This is a genomic window from Paracoccus sp. pheM1 (genome assembly GCF_018499825.1).
GTDB lineage: Bacteria > Pseudomonadota > Alphaproteobacteria > Rhodobacterales > Rhodobacteraceae > Paracoccus > Paracoccus versutus.
The window spans coordinates 164,564-188,600 of record NZ_JAGXCX010000003.1; the positions used below are offsets into that span (position 1 = coordinate 164,564).

Genomic DNA, 24,037 nt, shown 5'->3' on the forward strand with positions numbered 1-24,037 from the left:
TTTACCGCCCCCGGCAATAGCGATCCGGCTCTGGCCCGGACAGGAACAATACATTACAGTTTCGACAATCCGTATGGGTGAAGCGGCCCATACAGCGGGAGAAGGCGCGATGATGGACAGCCAGGAAACCACGCGCACGCAGGCGCTGATGAATGCCGTCCGCGCCAAGATCGCCAACCGGGCGCTGAGCCCCGGCGACCGCCTGCCCTCGGTCCGGGGCTTCGCGAGAACCATGGGCGTCTCGCCCTCGACCGTGGTCGAGGCCTATGACCGGCTGGCGGCGGAGGGCATCATCCGCGCCAGGCGCGGCTCGGGCTTCTATGTCACCGGCGCCGACCTGCCGCCGATGGCGCTGGCCGAAATGGGGCCGCCGCGCGACCGCGCCATCGATCCGTTCTGGGTCTCGCGGCAATCGCTCGATGCCGACCCCGCGGTGCTGAAACCGGGCTGCGGCTGGCTGCCTGCCGGTTGGATGCCCAATGCCGCGCTGCGGAAAGGCTTGCGGGCCCTGGCCAGGGCCGAGGACGCCCTGCTGTCCGATTATGGCAGCACCCGCGGCGCGCCGGCCCTGCGGCGCCTGCTGCTGGGCCGGTTCGCCGACGAGGGCATCTTGGCCACCATGGACCAGGTCATGCTGACGGGCTCGGGGACGCAGGCCATCGACCTGATCTGCCGCCTGCTGCTGCGGCCCGAGGATACCGTTCTGGTCGACGATCCCTGCTATTTCAATTTCCAGGCGCTGCTGCGCGCCCATCAGGTGCGGGTCGTCGGCATCCCCTTCACCCCCACCGGCCCGGACATCGCCGCCTTCGAGCGCGCCCTCGCCGAGGAAAACCCGCGGCTCTACATCACCAATTCGGCGCTGCACAACCCGACCGGCGCCAGCCTTTCGCCCCAGACCGCGCATCGCTTGCTGAGCGCGGCGGCGGCCCACGGGCTGACCATCGTCGAGGACGACATCTTCGCGGATTTCGAGCCCGCCCTGTCGCCGCGGCTGGCGATCCTCGACGGGCTGAACCGCGTCATCAGGATCGGCAGTTTTTCAAAGACGCTCTCGGCCTCGCTGCGCTGCGGCTATATCGCCGCCCGGCCGGATTGGATCGAAGGGCTGGCCGACCTGCAGGTCGCGACCAGCTTCGGCGGGCCGAGCCCGGTCGCGGCCGAGCTGATCGCGGGGGTGCTTGCCGGCGGCAGCTATCGCAAGCATATGGACGAGCTGCGCCAGCGGCTGGCGCGGGCCCGGAAGGAGGCGGAGGACCGGCTGCGGCCCCTTGGGCTGGTTCCCTGGATCATGCCGCGCGGCGGCTTCTACCTGTGGTGCCGCCTGCCCGAGGGCCGGGATTCCACCGCCATCGCCCGGCGCTGCCTGGAGGAAAACGTCGTCCTCGCGCCGGGAAACGTCTTCAGCGTCTCGCAATCGGCAAGCGCGTTCCTGCGCTTCAACGTCGCGCAGCTTGGCGATGCGCGGATCTTCGCGGCACTCGAAAGGGCGATGGAAGGGTGAGAGGCTGGGCCGATCCGGCTTCGAAAACCCGATGCGTTCGTGCAGCCCCTGCGCAGTGAGCCTGGCCGGTGACGGGCTTTGCAAGGCGGCGGCCTGCCCAGGGCCAGCCCATCGCCGGGATCGCCATGGAGATTGCCGCGCCACCTTCGCGACACCGAAAAAAAGCCCGCCGGGATCGCGTTGACGGTGCGCCCGCTTTGGCGGATCGTGCCCCGGTATGGCGAACAGGCAGAGGGCCGGAATGGACATCCGCGACGCAGAGGACCAGCATATCGACGGCATTACCGCGATCTACAACGATGCCGTCGCCCATACGACGGCGATCTGGAACGAGACGCAGGTCGATGCCGCCAACCGCATGGCCTGGCTGGCCGACCGCCGCCGGGCCGGCTATCCGGTGCTGGTCGCGGTGGACGAAAATGGCGCGGTCCTGGGCTATGCGTCCTTCGGCGACTGGCGTGCCTTCGACGGCTATCGCCATACCGTCGAGCATTCGGTCTATGTGCGTGGCGACCAGCGCGGCGCCGGGATCGGCCGCGCCCTCATGCTGGCGCTGATCGAGCGCGCGCGAGACCTGGGCAAGCATGTGATGGTGGCCGGGATCGAGGCTGGCAATGATGCCTCGATCCGGCTGCATGCGAAGCTGGGCTTCGAACAGACCGGCAACCTGAAACAGGTCGGCGCCAAGTTCGGCAAATGGCTCGACCTGGCATTTCTTCAACTGATCCTGGACCAGCGCGACGTGCCGGGGCGGTGACGACCAAGCACCGCGATGGCCCCCGCCCAGCGGCTGGAGAGCGAAATCCTAGGGTCCGACAGGTTCCGTCGCCCAACTCAGCACCATGCCGCTGGCGCCGGACAAGACGCGAAGCCCGCCGTAATCGGTGATCGTCGGCGCTTCTTCGTCCTGGGGCACGGTATGGGGCCCGGCAATGCGGATGACCTGGGCGCCCGCTGCCCGCCCGGCCAGCAGGCCGGCTTCCGTGTCCTCGAAAACCAGGCAGCGGCCGATGTCCACACCCAGGAGCGCGGCCCCCCGACGATAGCCTTCGGGGTCCGGCTTGCCGCGCGACACGTCGTCCGAAGTGACCGTGATCCGGGGCAGCGGAAGCCCCGCGGCCGCCATCCGCCGCAGCGCCAGCCTGCGGCTTGCCGAAGTCACCACGGCCCATCGCCCCGGCGCGAGCGAGGCGAGCAGGTCGATGACGCCTGCGATGGCGACGACCCCATCGACATCCTCGATCTCGCGCGCCTCGACCCAGGCAACCTCCTCAGCGATCCGCAGATGCGGCGGGGCGAAATGGCGCACGGTATCGACGGCGCGGCGGCCGTGCAGATAGGCAAGAACCTCGGCGACCGGCGCGCCGACGCGATGCGCCCAGCCGGTCCAGACCCGCTCGACGGCCGGGATCGAGGTCAGCAGCGTGCCGTCCATGTCGAACAGGAAGGCTTCGTAGCCTCCAGGGGTTTGCGTCAATTCCATCATCCCGCCCGATTTCCCATCCCGTGGTCTGGACCATTTCGGAACCGATCACAAACCCCGATCGCATCCCTGCCGGTCACGCCATCAGCACCTTCATGGCGCCCTTGGGCGTGCCGGCCCGGAAAACCCCGGCGATCTCGGGCAGCGGCAGGCGATGGGTTATCAGCCTGCCCAGGCCCGGACCGCAGGCCTGGATGACCTCCAGCGCCTCGGCGATATTGCGGTTCAGGGAATGCGTGCCGAAAAGCGATAGCTGGCGGCGAAAGATCTCGAAGGGGGAAATCTCGATCCGTGCCGCGGGCGGGCAGACGCCGAAATACAGCACGTTGCCGCCGTTCGCAGCGTATCCCGGCAGGCCCGCCGCCACCGCCGGCACGCCGGTCGCATCCACCGCCAGGTCGCAGCCGCGGCGCAGCCGATCCAGTTCGGCCGAGCCCTGGGGCAGCGCGCCGAGGCCGAACTCCGCCGCCATGGCCAGCCGGCTCTCGTCCAGGTCGACCATCGCCACCTCGGCCCCGCGCTGGTGCAGGGCGATGCCCATCAGCATGCCGATGGGTCCGGCGCCAAAGACCAACGCCCGGTCGATCCGCCGTCCGGCCAGGGGCGACAGGCCGTTCAGCACGCAACCCATCGGCTCGGCCAATGCCGCCAGCGCCGGGTCCATGCCGGGGGCGGGCACCAGGGCATCGGCCCGCAGCACGCAGCACTCGGCAAAGCCGCCGTTGCGGGTCACGCCATAGGCGCCAAGGTTTTCGCACAGGTTGACCCGCCCGGAGCGGCAACCGGGACAATCCCCGCAGCCGAGGTTCGGATCGGCCACGACCAGGTCGCCGGGCGCGAAACCCGTCACCCCCTCGCCCGCCGCCAGAACCTCGCCGGCATATTCGTGACCCGGCACCAGCGGGAAGGCCGAGGCGCCGTAATTGCCGCGCAGGATCTCGATGTCGGTATGGCAGATGCCGCTGGCGCGGATGGCGATCAGCACCTCGCCCGGTCCGGGTTCGGGATCGGGCAGGGTTTCGACGGCGACTTGGCCGCCCTGGCGAAAGACGATGGCTTGCATGTGGACCCCGGATGAGAGGGCGGCCCCGGCGGGCGGGGGCCGCGCAGGTGAAAGCTCAGGCCAGCCAGTTGCCGCCGTCGACGCCGAAGGTCTGCCCGACGATGTAATCGGCCTCGGGCGTGGCCAGGAAGATCGCCATGCCGGTCAGGTCCGAGGCGACGCCCATGCGGCCAAAGGGGACGGCTGCCCCGACCCGCTTTTTCTTCTCGCCGGGCTTCAGCCCCTCGAAACGGGCGAAATGCTCGTCCACCATGTCCCAATGCTCGCCGTCCACCACGCCGGGGGCGATGGCGTTGACGTTGATGCCGTGGCGGATCAGGCCAAGGCCCGCGCTTTGCGTCATGCTGATGACGGCGGCCTTGCTGGCGCAATAGACCGCCACCAGGGGTTCGCCGCGGCGCCCGGCCTGGCTGGCCATGTTGATGATCTTGCCGCCCTTGCCGCCCGCGATCATGTGTTTCGCGGCCGCTTGCATGCAGAAGAAGGCCCCGGTCATGTTCACGGCGATGACGCGGTCGTAATCGGCGCGGGTCACTTCCTCGACCGGGGCGGCGGTGAACAGCGCCGCGTTGTTGATGAGGATGTCGAGATGGCCGAACCGAGCCACGACCTCGGCGAAGCCCGCGTCGATGCTGTCCTGTTTCGTGACATCCATCTGCACCGCGATGGCCTGCGGCCCCAGGCTTTCGGCAGCGGCGCGCACGGCATCGGCGTTGATGTCGGCCAGGGCGACACAGGCGCCCTCGGCGATATAGGCGCGGGCGAATTCCAGCCCGATGCCGCGCGCGGCGCCGGTGATGAGGGCGGTTTTGCCTTGCAGTCTCATGTCATGGACCTTCCATCTTCAGAGAAACGATAAATGCGGTCGGGGCGGGGTGTCAGCCGAACCTCGTCGCCAGGATTCAGCCCACGCTCGCCGCTGACGCGGACGGTCAGCTCGCCCAGCTCGGGACTGTCCACCTTGAGGAAGGTGTCCGAACCCAGATGCTCGGCCAGATGCACCCTGCCCTGCCAGCCGCCCTCGGCCGCGATCTCCAGATGCTCGGGGCGGATGCCGATGGTATGGGCACCGTGTTTCGCCGCCTCGGGGCCGGTGATGAAGTTCATCCGGGGGCTGCCGATGAAGCCCGCGACGAAGATGTTCGCGGGTGCGTTGTAAAGCTCCAGCGGGCTGCCCACCTGCTCGATGCGTCCGGCGTGCAGAACGACGATCTTGTCGGCCATGGTCATGGCCTCGACCTGGTCATGGGTGACGTAGATCATCGTCGTCTTGAGCTTCTGGTGCAGCTCGGTGATCTCGTGCCGCATGGTCACGCGCAGCGCGGCATCCAGGTTCGACAGCGGCTCGTCAAAGAGAAACGCCGCCGGTTCGCGCACGATGGCGCGGCCGATGGCGACGCGCTGGCGCTGGCCGCCGGAAAGCTGGCCCGGACGGCGGTCGAGATAGTTCGACAGGTTCAGGATGCGCGCCGCATCCTCGACGCGGCGGTCCTGCTCGGCCGGCGGCATCCCGGCCATCTTCAGCGGAAAGGCGATGTTCTTCCTGACCGACATATGCGGGTAGAGCGCATAGCTCTGGAACACCATCGCCAGCCCGCGCTCGCCCGGAGGGGCGTTGCTGGCCTCTTTCCCGTCGATGACGATCTGGCCGGAGCTGATGTCCTCGAGCCCGGCGATCAGCCGCAGCAGCGTGGACTTGCCGCAGCCCGAAGGGCCGACGAAGACGACGAACTCGCCGTGGTTGATCTGCAGGTCGATGCCGGGAATGACCTCGGCCTCGCCGAAGGCCTTGCGGACCTTGTTGAGCGTAATCTGTCCCATTGGGTTTACCTCACTTCACCGCGCCGAATGTCAGGCCGCGGACCAGTTGCTTCTGGCTGAACCAGCCAAGGATCAGGATCGGGGCGATGGCCATGGTCGATGCCGCCGAGAGTTTCGCGTAGAACAACCCCTCGGGCGAGGAATAGCTGGCGATGAAGGCCGTCAGCGGCGCCGCTTTCGAGGTGGTCAGCTGCAGGGTCCAGAACGCCTCGTTCCAGGCCAGGATGACGTTCAGCAGCAAGGTCGAGGCGATGCCGGGCACCGCCATCGGCGTCAGCACGTAAAGGATTTCCTTGCCAAGGCTGGCGCCGTCCATCCGTGCCGCCTCGAGGATCTCGGACGGGATCTCGCGGAAATAGGTGTGGAGCATCCAGACCACGATCGGCAGGTTGATCAGCGTCATCACCACCGTCAGCCCGATCCGCGTATCCAGCAGGCCGAAGTCGCGGAACATCAGGTAGATCGGGATCAAGACACCCACGGCCGGCATCATCTTGGTCGACAGCATCCACATCAGCAGGTCCTTGGTCCGCCGGCCGGGCTGGAAGGCCATGGCCCAGGCGGCCGGAATGGCGACGATCAGCGCCAGCACCGTCGAGCCGACCGAGATGATGACCGAGTTCATGAAATGCGCGCCGTAGTTCGAGCGGGCCTGCACCTCGGCATAGCTGGCCGTTGTCCAGGGCGCCGACAGCACCTGCAAGGGCGTGCGGATCGCGTCGGTCTCCGACTTGAAGCTGAGGATCACCGTCCACAGGATCGGCAGGAAGATCAGGAAACCGATGCTCCATGCCGCCACAGTGACAACGGCCCGTTGGGTGGGGGAAGTCTTGCGTGCCATGGCTTCCTCATGCGTCCAGGTTCTTGCCGATCATCCGCATCAGGAAGATCGCGACGATATTGGCCAGGATGACGGCGATGATGCCGCCGGCCGAGCCGCCGCCCACGTCGAAGGACAGAAGCGATTGCGAATAGACCAGGAACGGCAGGTTGGTCGATGCGACGCCGGGACCGCCGTTGGTCGTGACCAGGATCTCGGCAAAGATCGACAACAGGAAGATGGTCTGGATCAGCACCACCACGGTGATCGAGCGCGTCAGATGCGGCAGCGTCAGGTAGCGAAAGCGCGAAAGCCAGCCTGCGCCGTCCATCTCGGCCGCCTCCATCTGCTCGCTGTCCAAGGATTGCAGCGCGGTCAGCAGGATCAGCGTGGCAAAGGGCAGCCAGCTCCAGGAAACGATCAGGATGATCGAGGCCAGCGGCGCCTGCGACAGGAAATCCAGCGGCGCGAACCCCAGCGCCTTGGCCAGATGCGCGAACATGCCGTTGACCGGGTTCATGAAGAAGTTCTTCCACACCAGCGCCGAGACCGTGGGCATGACGAAGAAGGGCGCGATGACCATGACCCGGACGATGCCCTGCCCCCAGAAGGGCTGGTTCAGCAGCAAGGCCAGGGCGATGCCGCCGATCACGGTGATCGAAAGCACGCCAAGGACCAGATACAGCGTGTTCTTCAACGCGATCCAGAACGAGGGCTGCGTCGCGAAGTAATAGTAATTGTCGAAACCCGCCCAGGTCTCCATGCCGGGCATGAGCAGGTTGTAGCGCAGGAAGCTGAAATAAACGGTCATGCCCAGGGGCACGATCATCCACAAGAGCAGCAGGATGACCGAGGGCGAGACCATCAGGCGCGCAAGCGCGCGCGAATGCGCGGTGGCCATGCGTGTCTCCAATGAAAGATGATCGGCGCGTGCGGACGGGTAATCGGCCGCTCTCGAAAAGGGCGGAGCTTGCCGCTCCGCCCCTCTCCAGGGAGGAGCCCTTTACTTGGGGTAGCCGGCGCGGGTCATCTCGCGCGCCGCGTAGTCCTGGGCGGCCTTCAGGGCCGCTTCGACGCTCGTCTGCCCGGCCAGCGCGGCCGAGATCTGCTGGCCGACGACCGTGCCGATGCCTTGGAACTCGGGGATCGTCACATATTGGATGCCGGTATAGGGCACCGGATCCTTCGTGGGCTTGGCCGGATCTGCCGCCTCGATCGAGGCCAGAACGGTCGCGGCGAAGGGCGCGGCTTCTTGATATTCGGGCAGCGCATAGGTCGACAGCCGCGTGCCCGGCGGCACGGCGACCCAGCCCTCGTTCTCGCCGACCAGCTTCACGTAATCCTTCGAGGTCGCCCAGGCGATGAAGGACTTGGCCACGTCGGCCTTGGTCGAGCTGGAGGGGATGGCCAGCGACCAGGCCCAAAACCAGGCCGAACCCGCCGGGGTGACTGCCTGCGGCGCGGGGGCGAAGGCGATCTTGTCGGCGACCTCGCTTTGCTTGGGGTCGTAGACCCGGCCCGCGGCCGAAGTGGCGTCGATCCAGATCGCGCATTTGCCGGTCTGGAACAGCGCCTGGTTCTCGTTGAAGCCGTTGCTGACCGCGCCGGGGGGCCCGTATTTGGTCATCAGGTCGACGTAATAGGTGATCGCCTGCTGCCAGGGCTGGCTGTCGATCTGCGGCTGCCAGTCCATGTCGAACCATTGCCCGCCATGGGTGTTCACCAAGGTGCCCAGGAAGGCCATGTTCTCGCCCCAGCCCGGCTTGCCGCGCAGGCAGATGCCGTATTGCTCCTTCGACTTGTCGGTCAGCTTTTCGGCAAACTCGCCGATCTGGTCATAGGTCGGCTGCTCGGGCATGGTCAGCCCCGCCGCCTCGAACAGATCCTTGCGATACATGGTGAACGAGCTTTCGGCATAGAACGGCGCCGCGACCAGCTTGCCATCGGCCGAAAGCCCGGCCGCGACCGAGGGGATCAGGTCGCCGTAGTCGTAATCCTCGCCCAGGTCGTCGAGCGGCATCAGCCAGCCCTGCTTGCCCCAGATCGGCGCCTCGTAGGAGCCGACGGTCATGATGTCGAATTGTCCGCCCTTGGTGGCGATGTCGGTCGTCACCCGCTGGCGCAACACATTCTCTTCCAGGATCACCCAGTTGATCTTGTGCCCGGTGGCCTTTTCCCATTCGGGGGCCAGTTTCTGCATGATGATCATGTCGCCGTTGTTCACGGTGGCGATGGTCAGTTCCTCGGCCTGCGCGGCGCCCGTCAGGGCGATCGCCGTCGCGGCCAGCAACGCCGTCTTCAGTTTCATCCTTGTCCTCCCTCGGTGAAGCTGTTGCCAAGGAAGCTACGAATTTCCACCGAATGGGTCAATCAATATTTTTACGCGCGAAAATTTTTTAGAAGTCGCGAACCAATAATTAGGCCGAGGCACGCAGGATCAGCCTGCCCTCCAACCGGCGTAGCGGGCTGGACGGGCGCACCCCGTCCTCGATCATGCCGAAAAGCGTCGAGACGCTGTTTTCCGCAATGGAAACATAATCTTGCGCCACCGTTGTCAGGGCCGGCGCGGTAAAGCGGGCCATCGGGTGGTCGTCATGGCCGGCCACGCGCAGCGCCGTGGCGGCACCGCGCCCGACCCGCAGCCCCTTTTCAAAGGCCGCCGCGATCAGCCCGATCGCCATGCGGTCGTTGGCGCAAAGCACGGTATTCGTCGGCAGCTGATGCGTGGGCAGCAGGCGCAGCCCGGCATTGTAGCCCAGCTCCTCGAAATCCCAGCCGGCCGATTCGGCCGGGATCACATGCGGCTCGAAACCCTGCTCCTCCATGGCGCGGACGTAGGCTTCGCGGCGTTCGCGGGCATTGGTGTTGACGGCGGGCATGTCCAGGAAACAGGGCGGCTCGCCGCTGCGGCACAGGTAATCGACCATCAGCCCGACGCTTTGGAAATTGTCGGTGCCGACAAAAATCTCGTCCCCGTTCATGTGGTTGTCGAAGATCACCGTGGGAATGTCCGCCGCAAGCTGCCGGATGCGGTCCGAGACGGAAGTGTCCCCCAGGGGCGCGATGATCGCGCCGGCGATGCGCAGGGAATAAAGCATCTCGATGGCGCTCAGCTCGCGCTCGGCATCGCCGTGCGAGCCCAGGACGATGGCCCAATAGCCCGCCTCGACGCAGCGCGTCTCGATCTGGCGGACGATCTCGGCATAGAAGGGATCGACGATATGCGGGACGATGATGCCGATGTTCTTGGTGAACTTGCGGTTCTGGTTGATGGCGAACAGGTTCGGCCGATAGCCGTAGCGGGCGATGGCCTCTTCGATCCGCTCGCGGGTCGAACGGCGGACGCTGGACGGATCGTTGAAATATTTCGAGATCGTCGGCCGCGAGATGCCGCTGACCGCCGAAAACTCTTCCATATTCCTGATCTTCTGCTCTTCCATGCCGCCTCCCCTTTCGGTTGCAAATCCGAAAGCAATATCTTGTCTCGCGTAAAGACTTATCTTGACAATATCAGCCGCGAAACGGCGAGGGTCAATAGCCGCGATCCCTGGTGCAGCATGGCCGGGAACGGCGAAGGGCCGGGAAGATCCCGGCCCTTGCACGGCGGCGGGGCCGTTCAGGAACAGCAGGCCGCCACATAATCCTGCGCCAGCCGCTCGACCGCCGCCAGCGCCAGATCCCTGGCGCGAGGCCGCAGGCGGCCGGCCCGGACCGCGGGATAAAGCCCGCCCAGATATTGCGCGACCAGCGTCTCGGGCAGGTCCACCCCGTCCAGCAGCGCGAAAAGCTCGTCCACCGCCTGCTCGGCGGCAGGCTGCGGCCAGTAATAGCGGATGCGGTCGCTGTAGGAGAAATGCCGCTGCAAGGCGCGCTCGGCATCGGTGCCGTGATAGTAGCGGTCCCAGTTGCCGGGCGCCTCCAGCATCACCGCCTCCATGGCCTGGCGCAGGGTCCGCCGGCGCCGGCCGGGGAACAGTTCCCCGGCAATGGCATCCAGCCCGTAAAGCGCCTCGCGCAGCACGAAGGTCAGGCCCGGCCCGACCTTGAGGATGGCGAAACCATCGCGGACCAGGGCGGCCAGCGCATCGCGGGTCTGGTAGTCGGTCGAATGCGCCTCGAAGACCGTGCCGGGCATTTGCGCCAGCGCGGCGGACAGGTCGCGCGCCGCCGCGGGGTCATAGTCGATGACGTTGTGATTGCCGAACTCGACCCCCGGCTGCACCACCAGGCCGATGACGCGAGCGAAGGCGTCCTGCTGGCCCGCATCCGCGAAGGCCCGCCGATGCACATCGAAGGTGGTCAGGGCGGCATCGGGGCTGGTCAGTTCCAACCCCTCGATCTCTTCCATCGCGCCGCCGGGGATCGGAACCTCGGTGCCGATGATATAGACCGGGGCAACGCCGCCCTGGGGTCGCGCCGCCTCGGCCGCCGCCGCCAGCCGCGCCGCACGGGTCGCGGTTTCGGCATCGTCCAGCGCCACCGGCTCGCCGGCGCAGCCCATGGAACAGTCCAGGTGCAGCTTGGTGAAGCCAGCCGCGGCAAAGGCGCGGATCATCACCTCGGCCCTCTCCATCGCCTGGTCGGCGGGCAGGCCTTTCCACGGGTTCGGGCCCAGATGGTCGCCGCCCAGGATCAGCCGCTCCGGCGGGAAGCCCGTGCGCGCCGCGATCCCTTCCACGAAGCGGCGGAAATCGGCGGGGGTCATGCCGGTATAGCCGCCGTCCTGGTTGACCTGGTTGCAGGTCGCCTCGATCAGCAGCGGCAGGGGGGTCGGCAGGGTGCAGCGCATCGCCGCCTCGATCGCCATGGGATGCGCGGTGCAGATCGAAGGGATGCCCGAGGGGCCGTGACCGTCGCGCCATTCCGCAATGGATTTCAGAGGATTATAGGTCATACTTCAGCCTTTTTGTTCCGAAAGCAGCGCGTCCAGTTCCGCGCGGGTCGAGGTGCCCTCCATCGGCCCCAGCCGGGTCACGGCGCGCGCGCCCGCGGCATTGGCCAGGCGCAGCGCCTCGGCCGGGTCGGACCCGGCCAGCCACAGGCTGAGAAAGGCGCCGCCGAAGGTGTCGCCGGCCCCCGTGGGATCGACCTCCTCGACCGCCAGCGGCTTGGCATCGACGCGCAGGCCGCACTGGAACAGGCTGGCGCCGCCCGCGCCGCGCTTGACGACCACGGTGCGGATGCCGCGATCCAGCAGGGCGGCGATCACCGCCGGCTCATCCCGACCCGCATCGAACAGGAACAGCTCCTCGCCCGAGGGCATGAACAGGTCGGTCATCGCCAGCACCGCATCCAGCGCCGCGCGCATGCCGGGCGCGTCCAGCAGTTCCGGCCGCAGGTTCGGGTCGAACGAGATGGTGCCGCCGCGCGCCTTGATGCGCCGCGCCGCGTCCATCACCATCCCGCCCAGCTCCGGCGCCGAGAAGGCCGAGCCCATGACATGCAGGTGGGTGCAGCTTTCGATCAGCGCCTCGGATGCCGCGGTCGACCGCAGCTTGCCGCAGGCGGCATGGCGGATGTTGTAGACGAAGGCGCGGCTGCCATCCTCGCGGTAGCGGACGAAGGCGCTGCCGGTGCTTTCGCCCGCCGCGATCTCGATGCCCGAGACATCCACCCCGTCGGCCCGCAGCCTTTCAAGGTTCACCCGGCCGAAATCGTCGTCGCCCACGCGCGAGATGATGGCGCAAGGCGTTCCCAGCTTGCCGACCTGGTCGATGAAGATGGCGGGCGCGCCCGAGGGGAAGGGGCCGACCAGCGGCTGCGCCGCAAGAAAGCCGTTGCCGCGGGTGGTCGCCACGATCTCGACGAGAACCTCGCCGATGGTCAGAACCTTGTTCATGCTCAACCCCGCTTCTGCTTGGCGCGCACGTCCAGCCAGACCGCGACCAGGATCACGAGGCCCTTGACGATGAGCTGGTAGAAATAGGGCACCGACAGCATGTTCATGCCGTTGTTCATCACCCCGATGATCAGCGCGCCGATCAGCGTGCCGACCATGGTGCCGACGCCGCCCGCCAGGCTGGTGCCGCCCAGCACCGCCGCGGCGATGGCGTCAAGCTCGTAGCTCATCCCGGCATTGGTCTGGGCCGAGTAGAGGCGCGAGGACAGCAGGATCCCCGACACCGCCGCCATCACGCCCGAGAGGGTGAAGATGGCGATCTTCAGCCGGTCCACCTTGATGCCGGAATAAAGCGCCGCCTCGCGGTTGCCGCCGGTCAGATAGGCGCGCCGCCCGAAGGTCGTGCGCGACAGCAGGACATGGTTGAACAGGAACAGCGCCACGACGATCCAGATGATGATCGGCAGGCCGAGCCAGCTGTCGCTGCCGATCGCCGTCCAGGCCGGGTCCGAGATCATCGCCGGCGCGCCGTTGGTCGGCAGGCTGACCAAGCCGCGATAGATGCCCATCGTCGCCACCGTGACGATGAACGACGGCAGCATCAGCCGGGCGGTCAGCACGCCGTTCACCAGCCCCATCGCCGCGCCGGCCAGAAGCGTGAACAGCAGCGCGGGGGCAAAGCCCCAGCCAAAGGCCAGCGCCTGCGCGCCCGCCATGCCCGCCACCGCGATGATCGAGCCGATGGACAGGTCGATCTCGCCCAACAGGATGACCCAGGTCATGCCGAAGGCGGCGATGGCGACCACCGCCACCTGCTGCAGGATGTTCGTCAGGTTGGCGACCGTCATGAACCGCTCGTTCAGGACGGTGAAGATCACGCAAAGCAGGATAAGCGAGACGAGGATGCCCCCGTATTGATGCAAGGCGGCGCGCAGCTGCTCTCGCCCGGCGCTAAGGGTCGTGTCGGTTGTCTGGGTCATTGATGCGTTCCCGTTGCATGGGCCATGACAAGCTCGGGCGTCAGGTCGCGGCGGGCCAAGGTGGCCCTCAACTCCCCCTCGGCCATGATGGCGATGCGATCCGCCAGCCCAAGCACCTCGGGCAGTTCCGAGGAGACCAGCAGGATCGCGGTCCCCTCGGCGGCAAGTTCGCGGATGATGCGATAGATCTCGAATTTCGCGCCGACATCGACGCCGCGCGTCGGCTCGTCCAGGATCAGGACGCGCGGGCGGGTCAGCAGCCATTTCGCCAGCACGATCTTTTGCTGGTTGCCGCCGGACAGCTTGCCCGCAAGCGTTTCAAGCGAATTGGTGCGGACCCCAAGGCGCTGCACCTCCGCCCTCGCCGCGCGGCGTTCGCTGCCGAAGCGCAGGAAACCGCCCTTTCCCGCAAAGCCGTCCAGCGCCGCCATCGAGATGTTCGAGCGCACCGGGGCGCCCAGGGCCAGCCCTTCCTCCTTGCGGTTCTCGGTCACGAAGCCGATCCCGGCCGCGATGGCCTCGGCGGGATTGCGCAGCCTGGCCGGCTTGCCGTCGATGCGGATCTCGCCGCCCGCCTGGCGCATGCCGAACAGCGCGTTCATCACGTCCGAGCGGCCCGAGCCGATCAGGCCGAAGAAGCCGAGGATCTCGCCCGGCCGGACCTCGAAGCCGACATCCCGGAACCGGCCCGCGCAGGACAGGCCCCGCACGGCAATCATCGGCGGCATATCCGCACCGGGCACGGGCGAAAGCCGCGGCGGATAGATCTCGTCCATCCTTCGGCCGACCATCAGCGCGATCAGCTCCTCGATGCAGGTCTCGTCGCGCGCGCGTGTCGCGACATAGGCACCGTCGCGGATGACGGTGATGTCGTCGGACAGGCGCATGATCTCTTCCATGCGGTGCGAGATGTAGATGATGGCCGTGCCCCGCGCCTTGAGCCGGTCGATGATGCGGAACAGGATCTCGGCCTCGGAATCCGACAGCGACGAGGTCGGCTCGTCCAGGATCAGCACCTTGGCGGGCCGGCTGAGCCCCTTGGCGATCTCGACAAGCTGGCGCTGCGCGATGGACAGCCGCCCGACCTTTGCGGTGACGTCCACGGGCAGGCCAAGCTCGCGCACCAGCGCCCTGGCATTCGCCCGCAGCATCCGGTCGTTGATGAAGCCGAAGCGCGCCGGTTCATGCGTCGCCATGATGTTCTCGGCGACGCTGAGGTTGTTGCACAGGCTGAGTTCCTGAAAGACGATCGCCAGCCCCTGGGCGGCGGCGTCCTTCGGGCTTTGCGGCGCATAGGCTCGGCCGTCGAGCATCATCTCGCCACCCGAAGGCGGATGCACGCCGACCAGGATCTTCATCAAGGTCGACTTGCCGGCACCGTTCTCGCCCAGGATGGTATGCACGCGGCCCGGCCGGACATCCAGCCGCATGGATTTCAGCGCCTCGACGAGGCCGAAGCTCTTCCTGATATCGCGCAAGGACAGCACGAATTCCGCTGGCTGGTTCATCCGTTCAACTCCCCCCGTGGTCACGCCGCAAGGCATCGTCGAAGCCCTGCGGCGCAGCGGTCACTTCTTGACGTAGACGCCTGGGACGATGGGCTGCTCGGCCGGCACGTCCTGGCCTTCGATCACCATCGCGGCGGTATCCACCGCGGTCTTGCCCATCTGGTCGGGGAACTGCTGGATGACACCGGCCATCACCGGGTTGGTGTCGACCGCGTTGCGGGCCTCCTCCATGCCGTCGAAGCCGATCACCTTGACCTGGTCCTGAAGGCCCGCCGACTTCACCGCGACGGCGGCGGCCAGCGCGGCATCGTCGCCGAAGCCGAAGATGCCCGAGATGTCGGGATTGGCCTGGAGCATGTTCTGCGCGACGGCCAGCGCCTCGGCCCGCGTGATGCCGGTCTGCTGGGCGACGATCTCGATTTCGGGATGGGCCTCCAACGCCTTCCTGAAGCCCTCGACCCGCGCGACGACCGATTGCACGGTCGGATAGTCGATGATCGCGACCTTGCCCTTGCCGCCCAGAACCTCGGCCATCAACTCGCCGGCCTTCACGCCGCCGGTGTAGTTGTCCGTGCCGATATGCGACGTCACCTTGGCATCGGCGGCGGGCACGTCGACCGTGACGACCTTGATCCCCGCCGCATCCGCCTTGGCGATGGCAGCCATCACCCCCTGGCTGTCCACCGGCGAGATCACGATGACATCGACGCCCTTGACGATGAAATCCTCGACATCGGCCAGCTGCTTGTTCAGATCCTGGTTGGCGATGCTGATTTCCAGCGGCACGCCCCTGGCTTCCGCCTGGGCTTTCATCGCATCGGCAAGCTCGATGTAGAACGGATGCTGCTGGGTCAGCAGCGAGGCGCCGATGCCATCGGCATGGGCCGCCCCGCCCAGCCCGCAGGCAACAGTCGTCAACAGCGCCGAAAGCGCTTTCTTGAAGGTCATGGAGTCCTCCCAGGATCTCGATTTCGAGGAGATGGTGCCGGCAAGTCCCGGCCGTCCGCCGAAGCTCCTCCCCTATGGCGGCTCAGGGGACGCTAGCCATGTATTTTACGCGTGTCAAATTTAAAGTTTGTTCGCGAAGATATTTGCGAGCGCATCAAACCTATCGAATTGATTTCAAATTGTAATAGCGCGAGGCAAGGCCGGATGCCTTCTGGAAGGGTTTCGACCCCAAAGACCTGGCAAGCTGAACAGCGTAAGCAGCAACCGGCGAATCGTGAAAGGCGACATGGCCTTGCCGGCCTCATCCGGGGGCGGGCAGGGATTGTGCCGTTGCTTGAAACAGCGATGCCGGCACGGCTTCCAGAAACCTCGGCCCGAACGCCCGCGTCTCCGCATCGAATCAAAGGCCCGCGGCCAGCCACCGATGCCCCTTCCCCTTGGCGACCCTGTCCCTGAAGCGGCCTCCCACCGCCATCATTCCGCCAGGAAATAGATAAAAATATCCATGACAAACAACGACAAGACATCCGTCTGCGATGCCGGTCGCATTTTCTGCTCCTCCGACTCACGCTTTCATTGTAGACAATCTGCAATCAGGGATTCGGACAGCGGGACGGGAACCATGGCTGCGCAGTCGATAAGACGTGAAACGATGGGGGCCCAGCTGGTGGCCATGCTACGGTCGGCGATCCTGTCCGGTGAATTCGCGCCCGGAGAGCCGGTCACCGAGACGGCGCTGGCGCTGCGTTTCGGCGTCAGCCGCGGGCCCATGCGCGAGGCGATGCGGCACCTCATCGACCAGGGCCTGCTCGTCACCGTCCCCTATACCGGCACGCGCGTGCTGGATCTGTCGACCGCCGACATCAACGACATTTATTCGATGCGGATCTGTCTGGAAATCTTTGCCTTCGAACAGGCCTGGGACCGGCGCGATGCGGCCTTCCGGGGCGAGATGGCCGAACGCCACCGCAAGCTGCTGGAGGCGATCGACGCCCGCGACGATGTCCGGGCGATCGACGCCGAACTCGACCTGCACGGGCTGGCCTATGAATGGTGCGGCAACAAGCTGCTGCTCAGCAGCTGGGATGCGGTTCGCGGCCGGCTGCAACTTTACTGGGCGGCGCATCACCGCGCCCATGGCATCACCGGGCCGCTGCGCGAAAGCCATGACGACTATATTCGCCTCGCCTGCGGTGACAGCCTCGAGGCGATGAAGAACGAGATCCACAGCCATATGCGGCGCGGTCTCGACAAGACCAAGGCCTTCGTCGAGTCCCTCGACGAGCAAAGGCGGCAAACATCACCCAACGGGAGAACGAAATGAAACGACGGATGTTCCTGATCGCAGGGGCGGCTGCGTCCTGCCTGCCCTATGCGCGCGCCTTTGCGGCGGACAACGATACGCTTTCGCAGGTCAAGGCCAGCGGCAAGCTGCGCATCGGCGTGACCTCGGCCGAGCCCTGGTTCTTCAAGGATCCGATGACGGAGAAATGGACCGGCGTCGGCATCGCCATGGGCGAGCGCATGGCGCAGGAGCTGGGCGTCGAGATGGTCCCGGTGGAGACGAGCTGGGCCAATGCCGTCGCGGGGCTGCAAGCCAACCAGTTCGACATCATGTTCGTCCTCGACCCCACCGAAGAGCGTCGGAACGCCGTCGATTTCCCGGATCAGCCGCTGTTCTACTATGCCATGGGGGCACTCGTCCCCGAGGATTCCGCCGTCGCAAGCTGGGCCGACCTCGACACGCCGGAAACCAAGCTGGGCGTGACCCTGGGCACCTCGCTCGACCGCAACGTGACCGAGATGATGAAGAGTGCGGCGATCAACCGCTTCTCCTCGAATGACGAGGCGATCGCCGCCTTCGCCGCCGGCCGCGTGGACGCGGTGGTGCAGTTCCATCCGGCGCTTGTCGTGCAATATTCGCGGCTGAAGATGGGCAAGGTCGTGCTGCCCACGCCGGTCGATCCTGTCGCCACCTCGGCCGGGATGCGCAAGGCAAGCGACGACAGCTTCAGGACCTGGGTCGGGGAAACCTTTGCCAAATTCTATGAAGAAGGCGTGCCGGACCAGATCTTCAGCGCCTATCTGGAAAGCAAGAACATCGACCCGACCGGCATTCCGGGCCTCGTGAAAGAGAGCTGGTAGACCACCCCGGACGGCCCGCCGCCTGGTCCCGTGGCCGGGCGCGCCGGCCTTCTTCCCCCAAGCGAAAGATGTCAGATGGACTATTCCTGGGACTTCGGCCCGGTCATTGCCCGTTTCGACATGCTTGCGATCGGTTTCCTGAATACGATCAAGATCGTGATCGTGTCGATCCTTCTGGGCGTCGTCGTCGGCCTGGTGCTGGTGCTGATGCGGCTTTCGCCGCGCAAATGGCTTTCCTGGCCCGCGGCGATCTTCATCGAGTTCTACCGCAATACGCCGCCGATCGTGCATTTCTTCTGGTTCTTCTATGCGCTGCCGATGCTTCTGTCCGTCAGCCTCGATCCCTATGTCGCGGCCGTCCTGGCGCTTTCGACGCAATCCGGCGCCTTCTATGCCGAGGTGTTCCGGGGCGGCATCGTCTCGATCGAGCGCGGCCAGTGGGAGGGCGCCCGCGCGCTTGGCATGACCCATGCCGCGCTGATGCGGCGCATAATCGTGCCGCAGGCGATTTCGCGCATGGTCCCGCCCTTCATCGAGCGCAGCTTCGAATTGCTGAAGACCACGGCGCTGGCCTCGACCCTCGCCTATGCGGACCTGCTCTATCAGGCGATGATGGTGAATGCCGAAACCTTCCGGCCCCTCGAGGTCTATACGACCATCGCGCTGATGTATCTGGTCCTGCTGGTCACCGCCAGCCAGCTCGCGCGCCTCGCCGAGGCCCGGCTGACCGCCTATCAGTAAGAGGTCGATGATGAATTATTCCCCCGATTTCAGCGTCGTCCTGGACAACTGGCCCGTGCTTGCCCGCGGGCTTTGGGTGACGATCCAGATCTGGCTGCCCTCGATCGCGCTGGGGCTGATCGGCGGCTTCCTGATCTCGCAGGCCCGGCTGTCGTCGCGCCGCTGGCTCTCGATCCCGAGCCTGGTCTATGTCGAGCTGTTCCGCGACACGCCGGTGCTGATCCAGCTGATCTGGTTCTTCTACGCCTTCCCGATCCTGATCGGCGTGCAACTGACCCCCTTCACGGCGGCCCTGCTGGGGCTGACGCTGAACACGACGGCCTATTCGGCCGAGATCTTCCGGGGCGGCATCAAGTCGATCCATCGCGGCCAGATGGAGGGGGCCAAGGCCATCGGCATGACCCATGCCCAGGCGATGCGGCGGGTGATCCTGCCCCAGGTGGTCAAGAGGATGCTTCCCGCCTTCACCAACCGGATGATCGAGGTCGCCAAGATGTCCTCGCTCGCCTCGGTCATCTCGGTCCACGAGCTGATGTATCAGGGCCGGCTTCTGTCCTCGACCTATTACCGCCCGTTCGAGATCCTGACGGCGGTGGCCTTCATCTATTTCGTGCTGATCTATCCCGGCACCTTCCTGGCAGGGCGTCTGGAAAAGCGCCTCGCGCGGTCGTCCTGAGCAAAGGAAAGGATACCCCATGCAAAAGCCAATTCTCGAGATCAAGGGCCTGCACAAGCGGTTCGGCGACCACCACGTCCTCAGGGGCATCGACTTTTCCGTCGCAGCGGGAGAGCGCATCGCGATCATCGGCGGATCGGGCTCGGGCAAGTCCACCTTCCTGCGCTGCATGAACTTCATGGAAACGCTGAGCGAGGGCGAAATCTGGCTGGACGGCAAGCGCATCGGCACCGAAAGGAACGGCCAGGTCACCTACCCGGAACGCCAGCTATGCGCGGTGCGCGAACGCGTGGGGATGGTGTTCCAGCAGTTCAACCTTTTCCCGCATATGACCGTGCTTCAGAACGTCATGGAAGGGCTTGTCACCGTCAAGGGCATGGCGAGGGAGCAGGCACGGGAAATCGCCCTGCAGGAATTGGACAAGGTCGGCCTGTCGGAAAAGGTCGATGCCTGGCCCGGCCGCCTTTCCGGGGGCCAGCAGCAGCGCGTGGCCATTGCCCGCGCCCTGTCGATGAAACCCGAGATCCTGCTTTTCGACGAGCCGACATCCTCGCTCGACCCGGAACTGGTGGGCGAGGTCCTGCGGGTGATCAATCACCTTGCCGAGGAAGGCCGCACCATGCTTCTGGTCACGCATGAGCTTGGATTCGCCTATCATTTCGCGACCAAGGTCATCTTCCTGGCGGACGGCGTGTTCCACGAAGTCGGCACGCCGGACGAGGTTCTGAAAAACCCGCGGCAAGCCCGCACGCAGGAATTCCTGCGCCGTTTCGGCGAATTCGCCTTCTGAGCTTCCACATATCAAAGGACACTGAAATGACTCCGCAGAGCAGCGCTTCGTCGCAAAGCTATGTCAAGGATCCGCGCAACGAATCCGTCGAGATCTATGTCAACGGCCAGTTCTACAAGCGCGACGAGGCCAAGGTGTCGATCTTCGATGCGGGCTTCGTCCTGGGCGACGGCGTGTGGGAAGGTCTTCGCCTGGTCAACGGCAAGCTTCTGGCCATCGACGAGCATATGGACCGCATCTTCGAAGGCGCGCGTTCGATCCAGCTGGACATCGGCCTTTCCAAGCAGGGCCTGGTCGAGGAGGTCTGGAAATGCCTGCGCCACAACGGGATGGAGGACGGCGTCCATATCCGGCTGATGATCTCGCGCGGGTTGAAATCGACGCCGAACCAGGATCCGCGCTTCGTCGTCGCCGGCGCGACCATCGTGATCGTGGCCGAATACAAGCAGCCTAACCCCGAGCTGAAGAGGAAGGGGCTGAAGCTGATGACCTCCACCATCCGCTGCTCGACGCCGGACGTGTTCGACCTGCGGCTGAACTCGCACAGCCGCCTGAATTTCATCCAGGCCCTCATCCAGGCGATCAACATGGGCGCGGACGAGGCGCTGATGCTCGACGACCGGGGTTTCGTCGCCTCCTGCAACTCGACCAATTTCTTCATCTTCCGGGGCGACGAGCTTTGGACCTCGGAAGGGCTGACCTGCTTCAACGGCATCACCCGGAAAAAGGCGATCCATATCTGGCGCGAAGCGGGTTTCACCGTGCGCGAAAAGCCTTTCACTCTGGCCGAGGTCTATTCCGCGGACGAGGCCTTCGTCACCGGCACGCTCGGGGGGATCACCCCGGTCGCGATGATCGACGGCCGCCCCATCGGGGACGGGAAGCCCGGCGCCCGCACCGCCCGGATCAACCAACTCTACCAAGAGTATATTTCGCAGTAAGCCGGTGGCAAAGCGAACCGGATTCAATCGCAGGCGCCATCGGTTGCGGCGCTTGCTCGCCCCCTTCCGCCTGCGCGCGCTGGTCCGCCGCAGCGAGATCGCCTATACGGTGATCGCGGCCGTGATCGGGATCGTCGCCGGCGGCGCGGTGGTCCTGATGCAGGAAGCCGTGACCTTCATGGCCGTCCTGATCTTCGATTCCGCCGGCGAAGTCAGCGGCGCGGAAAGCGTGAACCCTTTGCGCGCCCTATCCGGCCCGCTGGCCGGCGGTATCCTGCTCGGCGCGTCCTATCTGATCGGCCAGCGCTGGTTCCGGCGCGTCGCCGACCCGATCGAGGCCAATGCCGTGACCGGCGGCAAGATCGCCGTGCCCGGCAGCCTGTTCATTTCCGGGCAGACCATGGTTTCCAGCGGGTTCGGCGCCTCGGTCGGGATGGAGGCGGCCTATACGCAGGCCGCTTCGGCCCTCGCCTCATGGGGCGGCCAAAAGCTTCGCCTGCGCCGGGAAGACCTGCGCCAGCTGGTCGCCGCCGGTGCCGGGGGCGCGATTGCCGCCGCCTTCGACGCGCCGCTGACCGGGGCGTTCTATGCCTTCGAGCTTGTCCTGGCCTCCTATACGGTCGCCGCGCTTCTGCCCGTCCTTGCCGCCGCGATTTCCGCGACGGCCGTCACCCGCCTCGTCGGCGGGCATCACGGGCTGGACCTTTATTTCGCCGGCCAGATCCCGGCACCGTCCTTCATCCCCATCGCCGTGCTTGCCGTCATCTCTGCCGTGGTCGGCATCCTGATCATGCGCGCCGTCTCCGCGACCGAGAACACGTTCCGCAAAAGCGTCCTGCCGGGATGGAGCCAGCCGGTTGTCGGCGGGCTTTGCGTCGGCCTGCTGGCATTGGCGACGCCGCGCGTGCTGTCCTCCGGCCATGGCGCGATGGACGTGGTGTTCGGCAGCAACCTGACGCTGGGTGCCCTTGTCCTGCTTTTCGTGCTGAAGGCGCTCGCCTCGGTCATCTCCATCGGGTCGGGCTTCCGGGGCGGGCTGTTCTTTGCGTCGCTTCTGCTCGGGGCCATCCTGGGCAAGATCCTCGGCATCGCCTGGCTGATGGCATTCGGGCTGGAACTGCCCATCGTCGTCTTTGCCGTGGTCGGCATGTGCGCCCTGGCGACGGCGGTGATCGGCGCCCCCCTGGCGATGTGCTTCCTTGCCCTCGAGACGACCAAGAGCCTGCCGCTGGCGCTTGCGGTGCTGTTTGCCGCGCTGATCGCCACGGCAATCGTGCGGCAGTTCTTCGGCTTCAGCTTTTCCACCTGGCGTTTCCATATCCGGGGGGAAACGATCCGTTCGGCCGCGGACATCGGCTGGGTGCGCGAACTCAGCGTCGGAAAGATGATGCGTCGCGTAGCGTCCGAGGCACCGGCATCGATGAAGCTGGCAGAGGCCCGGCGCCGGTTTCCGCCGGGCTCGACCAAGGCGGTGCCGATGGTGGACGACGCCGGCCGCTATGCCGGGCTGTGCATCACCAGCGAACTTTATGGCGAAGGGCTGGACCCGCAGATGCCGCTTGCCTCCATCGCCCACCTGACATCGGCATGGTTGCGGCCCGACCAGACGGTGCGCGAGGCGATCTTGGCATTCGGCCGCCACGAGGCCGATACGCTCGCGGTATTGGACGCGGACCACCGGGTTCTCGGCACGCTGAACGAGCAATATTGCCTGCGGCGCTATTCGAACGAGGTCAACCGCCGGCTTTATCCCCAGCGCGGCTAGAAAGGATCAGGACATGAGACGGTTTCTATTTGTCGGCTGCGGCAACATGGGTGGCGCGATCGCCTCTGCCGCGATGCGGGCGATCCCCGATGCGAGGATCACCGTCGTCGACCCCTCGCCCGAGCGGGCAAAGGCGCTTCTGCCCGCCGGCATGGCGGTCGAGATCCACCCGGACTTCGCAAAGCTCGGGGAGGCCAGGTTCGATCTCGGCATCCTCTGCGTGAAACCGCAGCAATTTGCCGAGCTCTCCCCCTTGGCGATTTCGGTGATCCGCTCCGGCGCCATCGCCTCGATCATGGCGGGCGTCACGTTGGACGCGCTTGCAGCACGGCTCGGCAGCGAAAGGATCGCGCGGACCATGCCGAATCTGCCCGCCCTTGTCGGGCAGGCGATGACCGTCGGAGTTGCCGCGGATGGGCTGACCCAGGCCGACCGGCGCATGGTCGCGACCCTGTTCGAGGCCGTCGGCCAGTTCCGCTGGCTTTCGGACGAATCCCTTGTCGATGCGGCAACGGCCGTCGCGGGCAGCGGGCCGGGCTACATATTCGCCTTTGCGCAATACATGATGGAAGCGGCCATGGCGTCGGGCATGGATGCCGCGCTTGCCGACCTGCTCGTGCGCCAAACCTTCCGCGGCGCGGCCGAACTCATGCATGCCGATCCCCGGACGGCGGAAGAGCTGAAGAAAGCCGTGACCAGCAAGGCGGGCACGACCGAGGCCGGTCTGGCCGTCTTCGAAGCAAAAGGCGCGTTGCCGGAACTTTGCCTGAAAGCCGTCGCCGCCGCCGCGCAGCGGGCGCGAGAGCTTTCCCGAACCGCCGCGCCGGAAAGCCCCCGGCGATAGCCGCTCCCGGCAGGACGGGGCTCCGGTGAGCAGCCGCCGGCAAGCGGCCTTCGCCTTGCCGGTTTTTACCATCTCCACCGCCCTTCCCGCCCACCCGCGCGGACCGGACCGGCGCCTGCAAGCCGGTGCCGGCAGAAGGCCAGCGCGAAGAGAGTCAGCGGAAGGCTGA

At 66.0% G+C, this 24,037-nt stretch carries 23 protein-coding genes; 10 read left to right on the forward strand and 13 right to left on the reverse strand.

The window, feature by feature from the left end; all coding sequences use genetic code 11:
* Positions 1 to 109 precede the first annotated feature (109 nt).
* Both KF941_RS23620 and KF941_RS23625 read left to right on the forward strand, forming a co-directional pair.
* A complete protein-coding gene (locus KF941_RS23620; protein WP_240540604.1) occupies positions 110 to 1,504 on the forward strand; it encodes a PLP-dependent aminotransferase family protein in 1,395 nt (464 codons plus the stop codon).
* 241 nt (positions 1,505 to 1,745) lie between these two features.
* The gene (locus tag KF941_RS23625; RefSeq protein WP_214274737.1) at positions 1,746 to 2,261 is read left to right on the forward strand and encodes a GNAT family N-acetyltransferase; all 516 of its coding nucleotides are present in this window, start codon (positions 1,746 to 1,748) and stop codon (positions 2,259 to 2,261) included.
* Positions 2,262 to 2,309: 48 nt separating this feature from the next.
* Here the strand turns inward: KF941_RS23625 and KF941_RS23630 are convergent, their stop codons facing one another.
* The 13 genes from KF941_RS23630 to KF941_RS23690 all read right to left on the reverse strand — a co-directional run bounded on the left by KF941_RS23630 (position 2,310) and on the right by KF941_RS23690 (position 15,966).
* On the reverse strand, positions 2,310 to 2,990 hold the full coding sequence (locus KF941_RS23630; protein ID WP_240540605.1) for an HAD-IA family hydrolase: 681 nt from the start codon (positions 2,988 to 2,990) through the stop codon (positions 2,310 to 2,312).
* A gap of 73 nt (positions 2,991 to 3,063) precedes the next feature.
* The gene (locus tag KF941_RS23635; RefSeq protein WP_214274738.1) at positions 3,064 to 4,050 is read right to left on the reverse strand and encodes a zinc-dependent alcohol dehydrogenase family protein; all 987 of its coding nucleotides are present in this window, start codon (positions 4,048 to 4,050) and stop codon (positions 3,064 to 3,066) included.
* A 55-nt stretch (positions 4,051 to 4,105) separates the two neighbouring features.
* Positions 4,106 to 4,876 carry an L-iditol 2-dehydrogenase gene (locus KF941_RS23640; RefSeq protein ID WP_214274739.1) on the reverse strand — a complete coding sequence of 257 codons (771 nt, stop codon included), beginning with the start codon at positions 4,874 to 4,876 and terminating at the stop codon, positions 4,106 to 4,108.
* Positions 4,873 to 5,871 carry an ABC transporter ATP-binding protein gene (locus tag KF941_RS23645; RefSeq protein WP_114536847.1) on the reverse strand — a complete coding sequence of 333 codons (999 nt, stop codon included), beginning with the start codon at positions 5,869 to 5,871 and terminating at the stop codon, positions 4,873 to 4,875. Before KF941_RS23645 ends, KF941_RS23640 begins: the two co-directional genes overlap by 4 nt.
* A 10-nt stretch (positions 5,872 to 5,881) precedes the next feature.
* Positions 5,882 to 6,712 (reverse strand): carbohydrate ABC transporter permease, encoded by an 831-nt coding sequence (locus KF941_RS23650; protein WP_214274740.1) that lies wholly within the window; start codon positions 6,710 to 6,712, stop codon positions 5,882 to 5,884.
* A gap of 7 nt (positions 6,713 to 6,719) precedes the next feature.
* The gene (locus KF941_RS23655; protein WP_140847706.1) at positions 6,720 to 7,592 is read right to left on the reverse strand and encodes a sugar ABC transporter permease; all 873 of its coding nucleotides are present in this window, start codon (positions 7,590 to 7,592) and stop codon (positions 6,720 to 6,722) included.
* A gap of 102 nt (positions 7,593 to 7,694) precedes the next feature.
* A complete protein-coding gene (locus tag KF941_RS23660; RefSeq protein WP_072463456.1) occupies positions 7,695 to 8,999 on the reverse strand; it encodes a sugar ABC transporter substrate-binding protein in 1,305 nt (434 codons plus the stop codon).
* Positions 9,000 to 9,108: 109 nt separating this feature from the next.
* Positions 9,109 to 10,131: a LacI family DNA-binding transcriptional regulator gene (locus tag KF941_RS23665; protein ID WP_072463455.1), complete on the reverse strand. Its 1,023-nt coding sequence runs from the start codon at positions 10,129 to 10,131 to the stop codon at positions 9,109 to 9,111.
* A gap of 176 nt (positions 10,132 to 10,307) precedes the next feature.
* The gene (locus KF941_RS23670) at positions 10,308 to 11,585 is read right to left on the reverse strand and encodes a D-tagatose-bisphosphate aldolase, class II, non-catalytic subunit (protein ID WP_214274741.1); all 1,278 of its coding nucleotides are present in this window, start codon (positions 11,583 to 11,585) and stop codon (positions 10,308 to 10,310) included.
* A gap of 3 nt (positions 11,586 to 11,588) precedes the next feature.
* Positions 11,589 to 12,530 carry a sugar kinase gene (locus tag KF941_RS23675; RefSeq protein WP_214274742.1) on the reverse strand — a complete coding sequence of 314 codons (942 nt, stop codon included), beginning with the start codon at positions 12,528 to 12,530 and terminating at the stop codon, positions 11,589 to 11,591.
* A 2-nt stretch (positions 12,531 to 12,532) separates the two neighbouring features.
* Positions 12,533 to 13,510, reverse strand: a complete 978-nt coding sequence (locus KF941_RS23680; RefSeq protein ID WP_072463452.1) for an ABC transporter permease — start codon at positions 13,508 to 13,510, stop codon at positions 12,533 to 12,535.
* Complete coding sequence (locus tag KF941_RS23685) at positions 13,507 to 15,018, reverse strand: sugar ABC transporter ATP-binding protein (RefSeq protein WP_214274743.1); 1,512 nt, start codon at positions 15,016 to 15,018, stop codon at positions 13,507 to 13,509. Before KF941_RS23685 ends, KF941_RS23680 begins: the two co-directional genes overlap by 4 nt.
* 60 nt (positions 15,019 to 15,078) lie before the next feature.
* Entirely contained in the window at positions 15,079 to 15,966 is an 888-nt protein-coding gene (locus tag KF941_RS23690) for a substrate-binding domain-containing protein (protein ID WP_072463451.1), read from the reverse strand.
* A 652-nt stretch (positions 15,967 to 16,618) separates the two neighbouring features.
* Here KF941_RS23690 and KF941_RS23695 point away from each other — a divergent pair.
* The 8 genes from KF941_RS23695 to proC all read left to right on the forward strand — a co-directional run bounded on the left by KF941_RS23695 (position 16,619) and on the right by proC (position 23,868).
* Positions 16,619 to 17,290: a GntR family transcriptional regulator gene (locus tag KF941_RS23695; RefSeq protein ID WP_240540606.1), complete on the forward strand. Its 672-nt coding sequence runs from the start codon at positions 16,619 to 16,621 to the stop codon at positions 17,288 to 17,290.
* Positions 17,287 to 18,111, forward strand: a complete 825-nt coding sequence (locus KF941_RS23700; RefSeq protein ID WP_024844349.1) for a transporter substrate-binding domain-containing protein — start codon at positions 17,287 to 17,289, stop codon at positions 18,109 to 18,111. Before KF941_RS23695 ends, KF941_RS23700 begins: the two co-directional genes overlap by 4 nt.
* Before the next feature lie 75 nt (positions 18,112 to 18,186).
* Positions 18,187 to 18,852: an amino acid ABC transporter permease gene (locus KF941_RS23705; RefSeq protein WP_214274744.1), complete on the forward strand. Its 666-nt coding sequence runs from the start codon at positions 18,187 to 18,189 to the stop codon at positions 18,850 to 18,852.
* A gap of 7 nt (positions 18,853 to 18,859) precedes the next feature.
* Positions 18,860 to 19,528 (forward strand): amino acid ABC transporter permease, encoded by a 669-nt coding sequence (locus tag KF941_RS23710; RefSeq protein WP_231486716.1) that lies wholly within the window; start codon positions 18,860 to 18,862, stop codon positions 19,526 to 19,528.
* 19 nt (positions 19,529 to 19,547) lie between these two features.
* A complete protein-coding gene (locus tag KF941_RS23715; RefSeq protein ID WP_036755495.1) occupies positions 19,548 to 20,318 on the forward strand; it encodes an amino acid ABC transporter ATP-binding protein in 771 nt (256 codons plus the stop codon).
* 26 nt (positions 20,319 to 20,344) lie between these two features.
* The gene (locus tag KF941_RS23720) at positions 20,345 to 21,259 is read left to right on the forward strand and encodes an aminotransferase class IV (protein WP_214274745.1); all 915 of its coding nucleotides are present in this window, start codon (positions 20,345 to 20,347) and stop codon (positions 21,257 to 21,259) included.
* A gap of 43 nt (positions 21,260 to 21,302) precedes the next feature.
* Complete coding sequence (locus KF941_RS23725; protein ID WP_214274746.1) at positions 21,303 to 23,024, forward strand: chloride channel protein; 1,722 nt, start codon at positions 21,303 to 21,305, stop codon at positions 23,022 to 23,024.
* Between the two features lie 13 nt (positions 23,025 to 23,037).
* Complete coding sequence (gene proC / locus KF941_RS23730) at positions 23,038 to 23,868, forward strand: pyrroline-5-carboxylate reductase (RefSeq protein WP_214274747.1); 831 nt, start codon at positions 23,038 to 23,040, stop codon at positions 23,866 to 23,868.
* The last annotated feature ends 169 nt before the right edge of the window (positions 23,869 to 24,037 follow it).

Coding starts and splice junctions, on each gene's coding strand:
- KF941_RS23660 (WP_072463456.1), bottom strand. CDS start 8,999: ATGAAACTGAAGACGGCGTTGCTGGCCGCGACGGCGATCGCCCTGACG.
- KF941_RS23675 (WP_214274742.1), bottom strand. CDS start 12,530: ATGAACAAGGTTCTGACCATCGGCGAGGTTCTCGTCGAGATCGTGGCG.
- KF941_RS23620 (WP_240540604.1), top strand. CDS start 110: ATGATGGACAGCCAGGAAACCACGCGCACGCAGGCGCTGATGAATGCC.
- KF941_RS23690 (WP_072463451.1), bottom strand. CDS start 15,966: ATGACCTTCAAGAAAGCGCTTTCGGCGCTGTTGACGACTGTTGCCTGC.
- KF941_RS23700 (WP_024844349.1), top strand. CDS start 17,287: ATGAAACGACGGATGTTCCTGATCGCAGGGGCGGCTGCGTCCTGCCTG.
- KF941_RS23655 (WP_140847706.1), bottom strand. CDS start 7,592: ATGGCCACCGCGCATTCGCGCGCGCTTGCGCGCCTGATGGTCTCGCCC.
- KF941_RS23650 (WP_214274740.1), bottom strand. CDS start 6,712: ATGGCACGCAAGACTTCCCCCACCCAACGGGCCGTTGTCACTGTGGCG.
- KF941_RS23695 (WP_240540606.1), top strand. CDS start 16,619: ATGGGGGCCCAGCTGGTGGCCATGCTACGGTCGGCGATCCTGTCCGGT.
- proC (WP_214274747.1), top strand. CDS start 23,038: ATGAGACGGTTTCTATTTGTCGGCTGCGGCAACATGGGTGGCGCGATC.
- KF941_RS23705 (WP_214274744.1), top strand. CDS start 18,187: ATGGACTATTCCTGGGACTTCGGCCCGGTCATTGCCCGTTTCGACATG.
- KF941_RS23625 (WP_214274737.1), top strand. CDS start 1,746: ATGGACATCCGCGACGCAGAGGACCAGCATATCGACGGCATTACCGCG.
- KF941_RS23685 (WP_214274743.1), bottom strand. CDS start 15,018: ATGAACCAGCCAGCGGAATTCGTGCTGTCCTTGCGCGATATCAGGAAG.
- KF941_RS23665 (WP_072463455.1), bottom strand. CDS start 10,131: ATGGAAGAGCAGAAGATCAGGAATATGGAAGAGTTTTCGGCGGTCAGC.
- KF941_RS23645 (WP_114536847.1), bottom strand. CDS start 5,871: ATGGGACAGATTACGCTCAACAAGGTCCGCAAGGCCTTCGGCGAGGCC.
- KF941_RS23715 (WP_036755495.1), top strand. CDS start 19,548: ATGCAAAAGCCAATTCTCGAGATCAAGGGCCTGCACAAGCGGTTCGGC.
- KF941_RS23710 (WP_231486716.1), top strand. CDS start 18,860: ATGATGAATTATTCCCCCGATTTCAGCGTCGTCCTGGACAACTGGCCC.
- KF941_RS23670 (WP_214274741.1), bottom strand. CDS start 11,585: ATGACCTATAATCCTCTGAAATCCATTGCGGAATGGCGCGACGGTCAC.
- KF941_RS23680 (WP_072463452.1), bottom strand. CDS start 13,510: ATGACCCAGACAACCGACACGACCCTTAGCGCCGGGCGAGAGCAGCTG.
- KF941_RS23630 (WP_240540605.1), bottom strand. CDS start 2,990: ATGATGGAATTGACGCAAACCCCTGGAGGCTACGAAGCCTTCCTGTTC.
- KF941_RS23720 (WP_214274745.1), top strand. CDS start 20,345: ATGACTCCGCAGAGCAGCGCTTCGTCGCAAAGCTATGTCAAGGATCCG.
- KF941_RS23635 (WP_214274738.1), bottom strand. CDS start 4,050: ATGCAAGCCATCGTCTTTCGCCAGGGCGGCCAAGTCGCCGTCGAAACC.
- KF941_RS23640 (WP_214274739.1), bottom strand. CDS start 4,876: ATGAGACTGCAAGGCAAAACCGCCCTCATCACCGGCGCCGCGCGCGGC.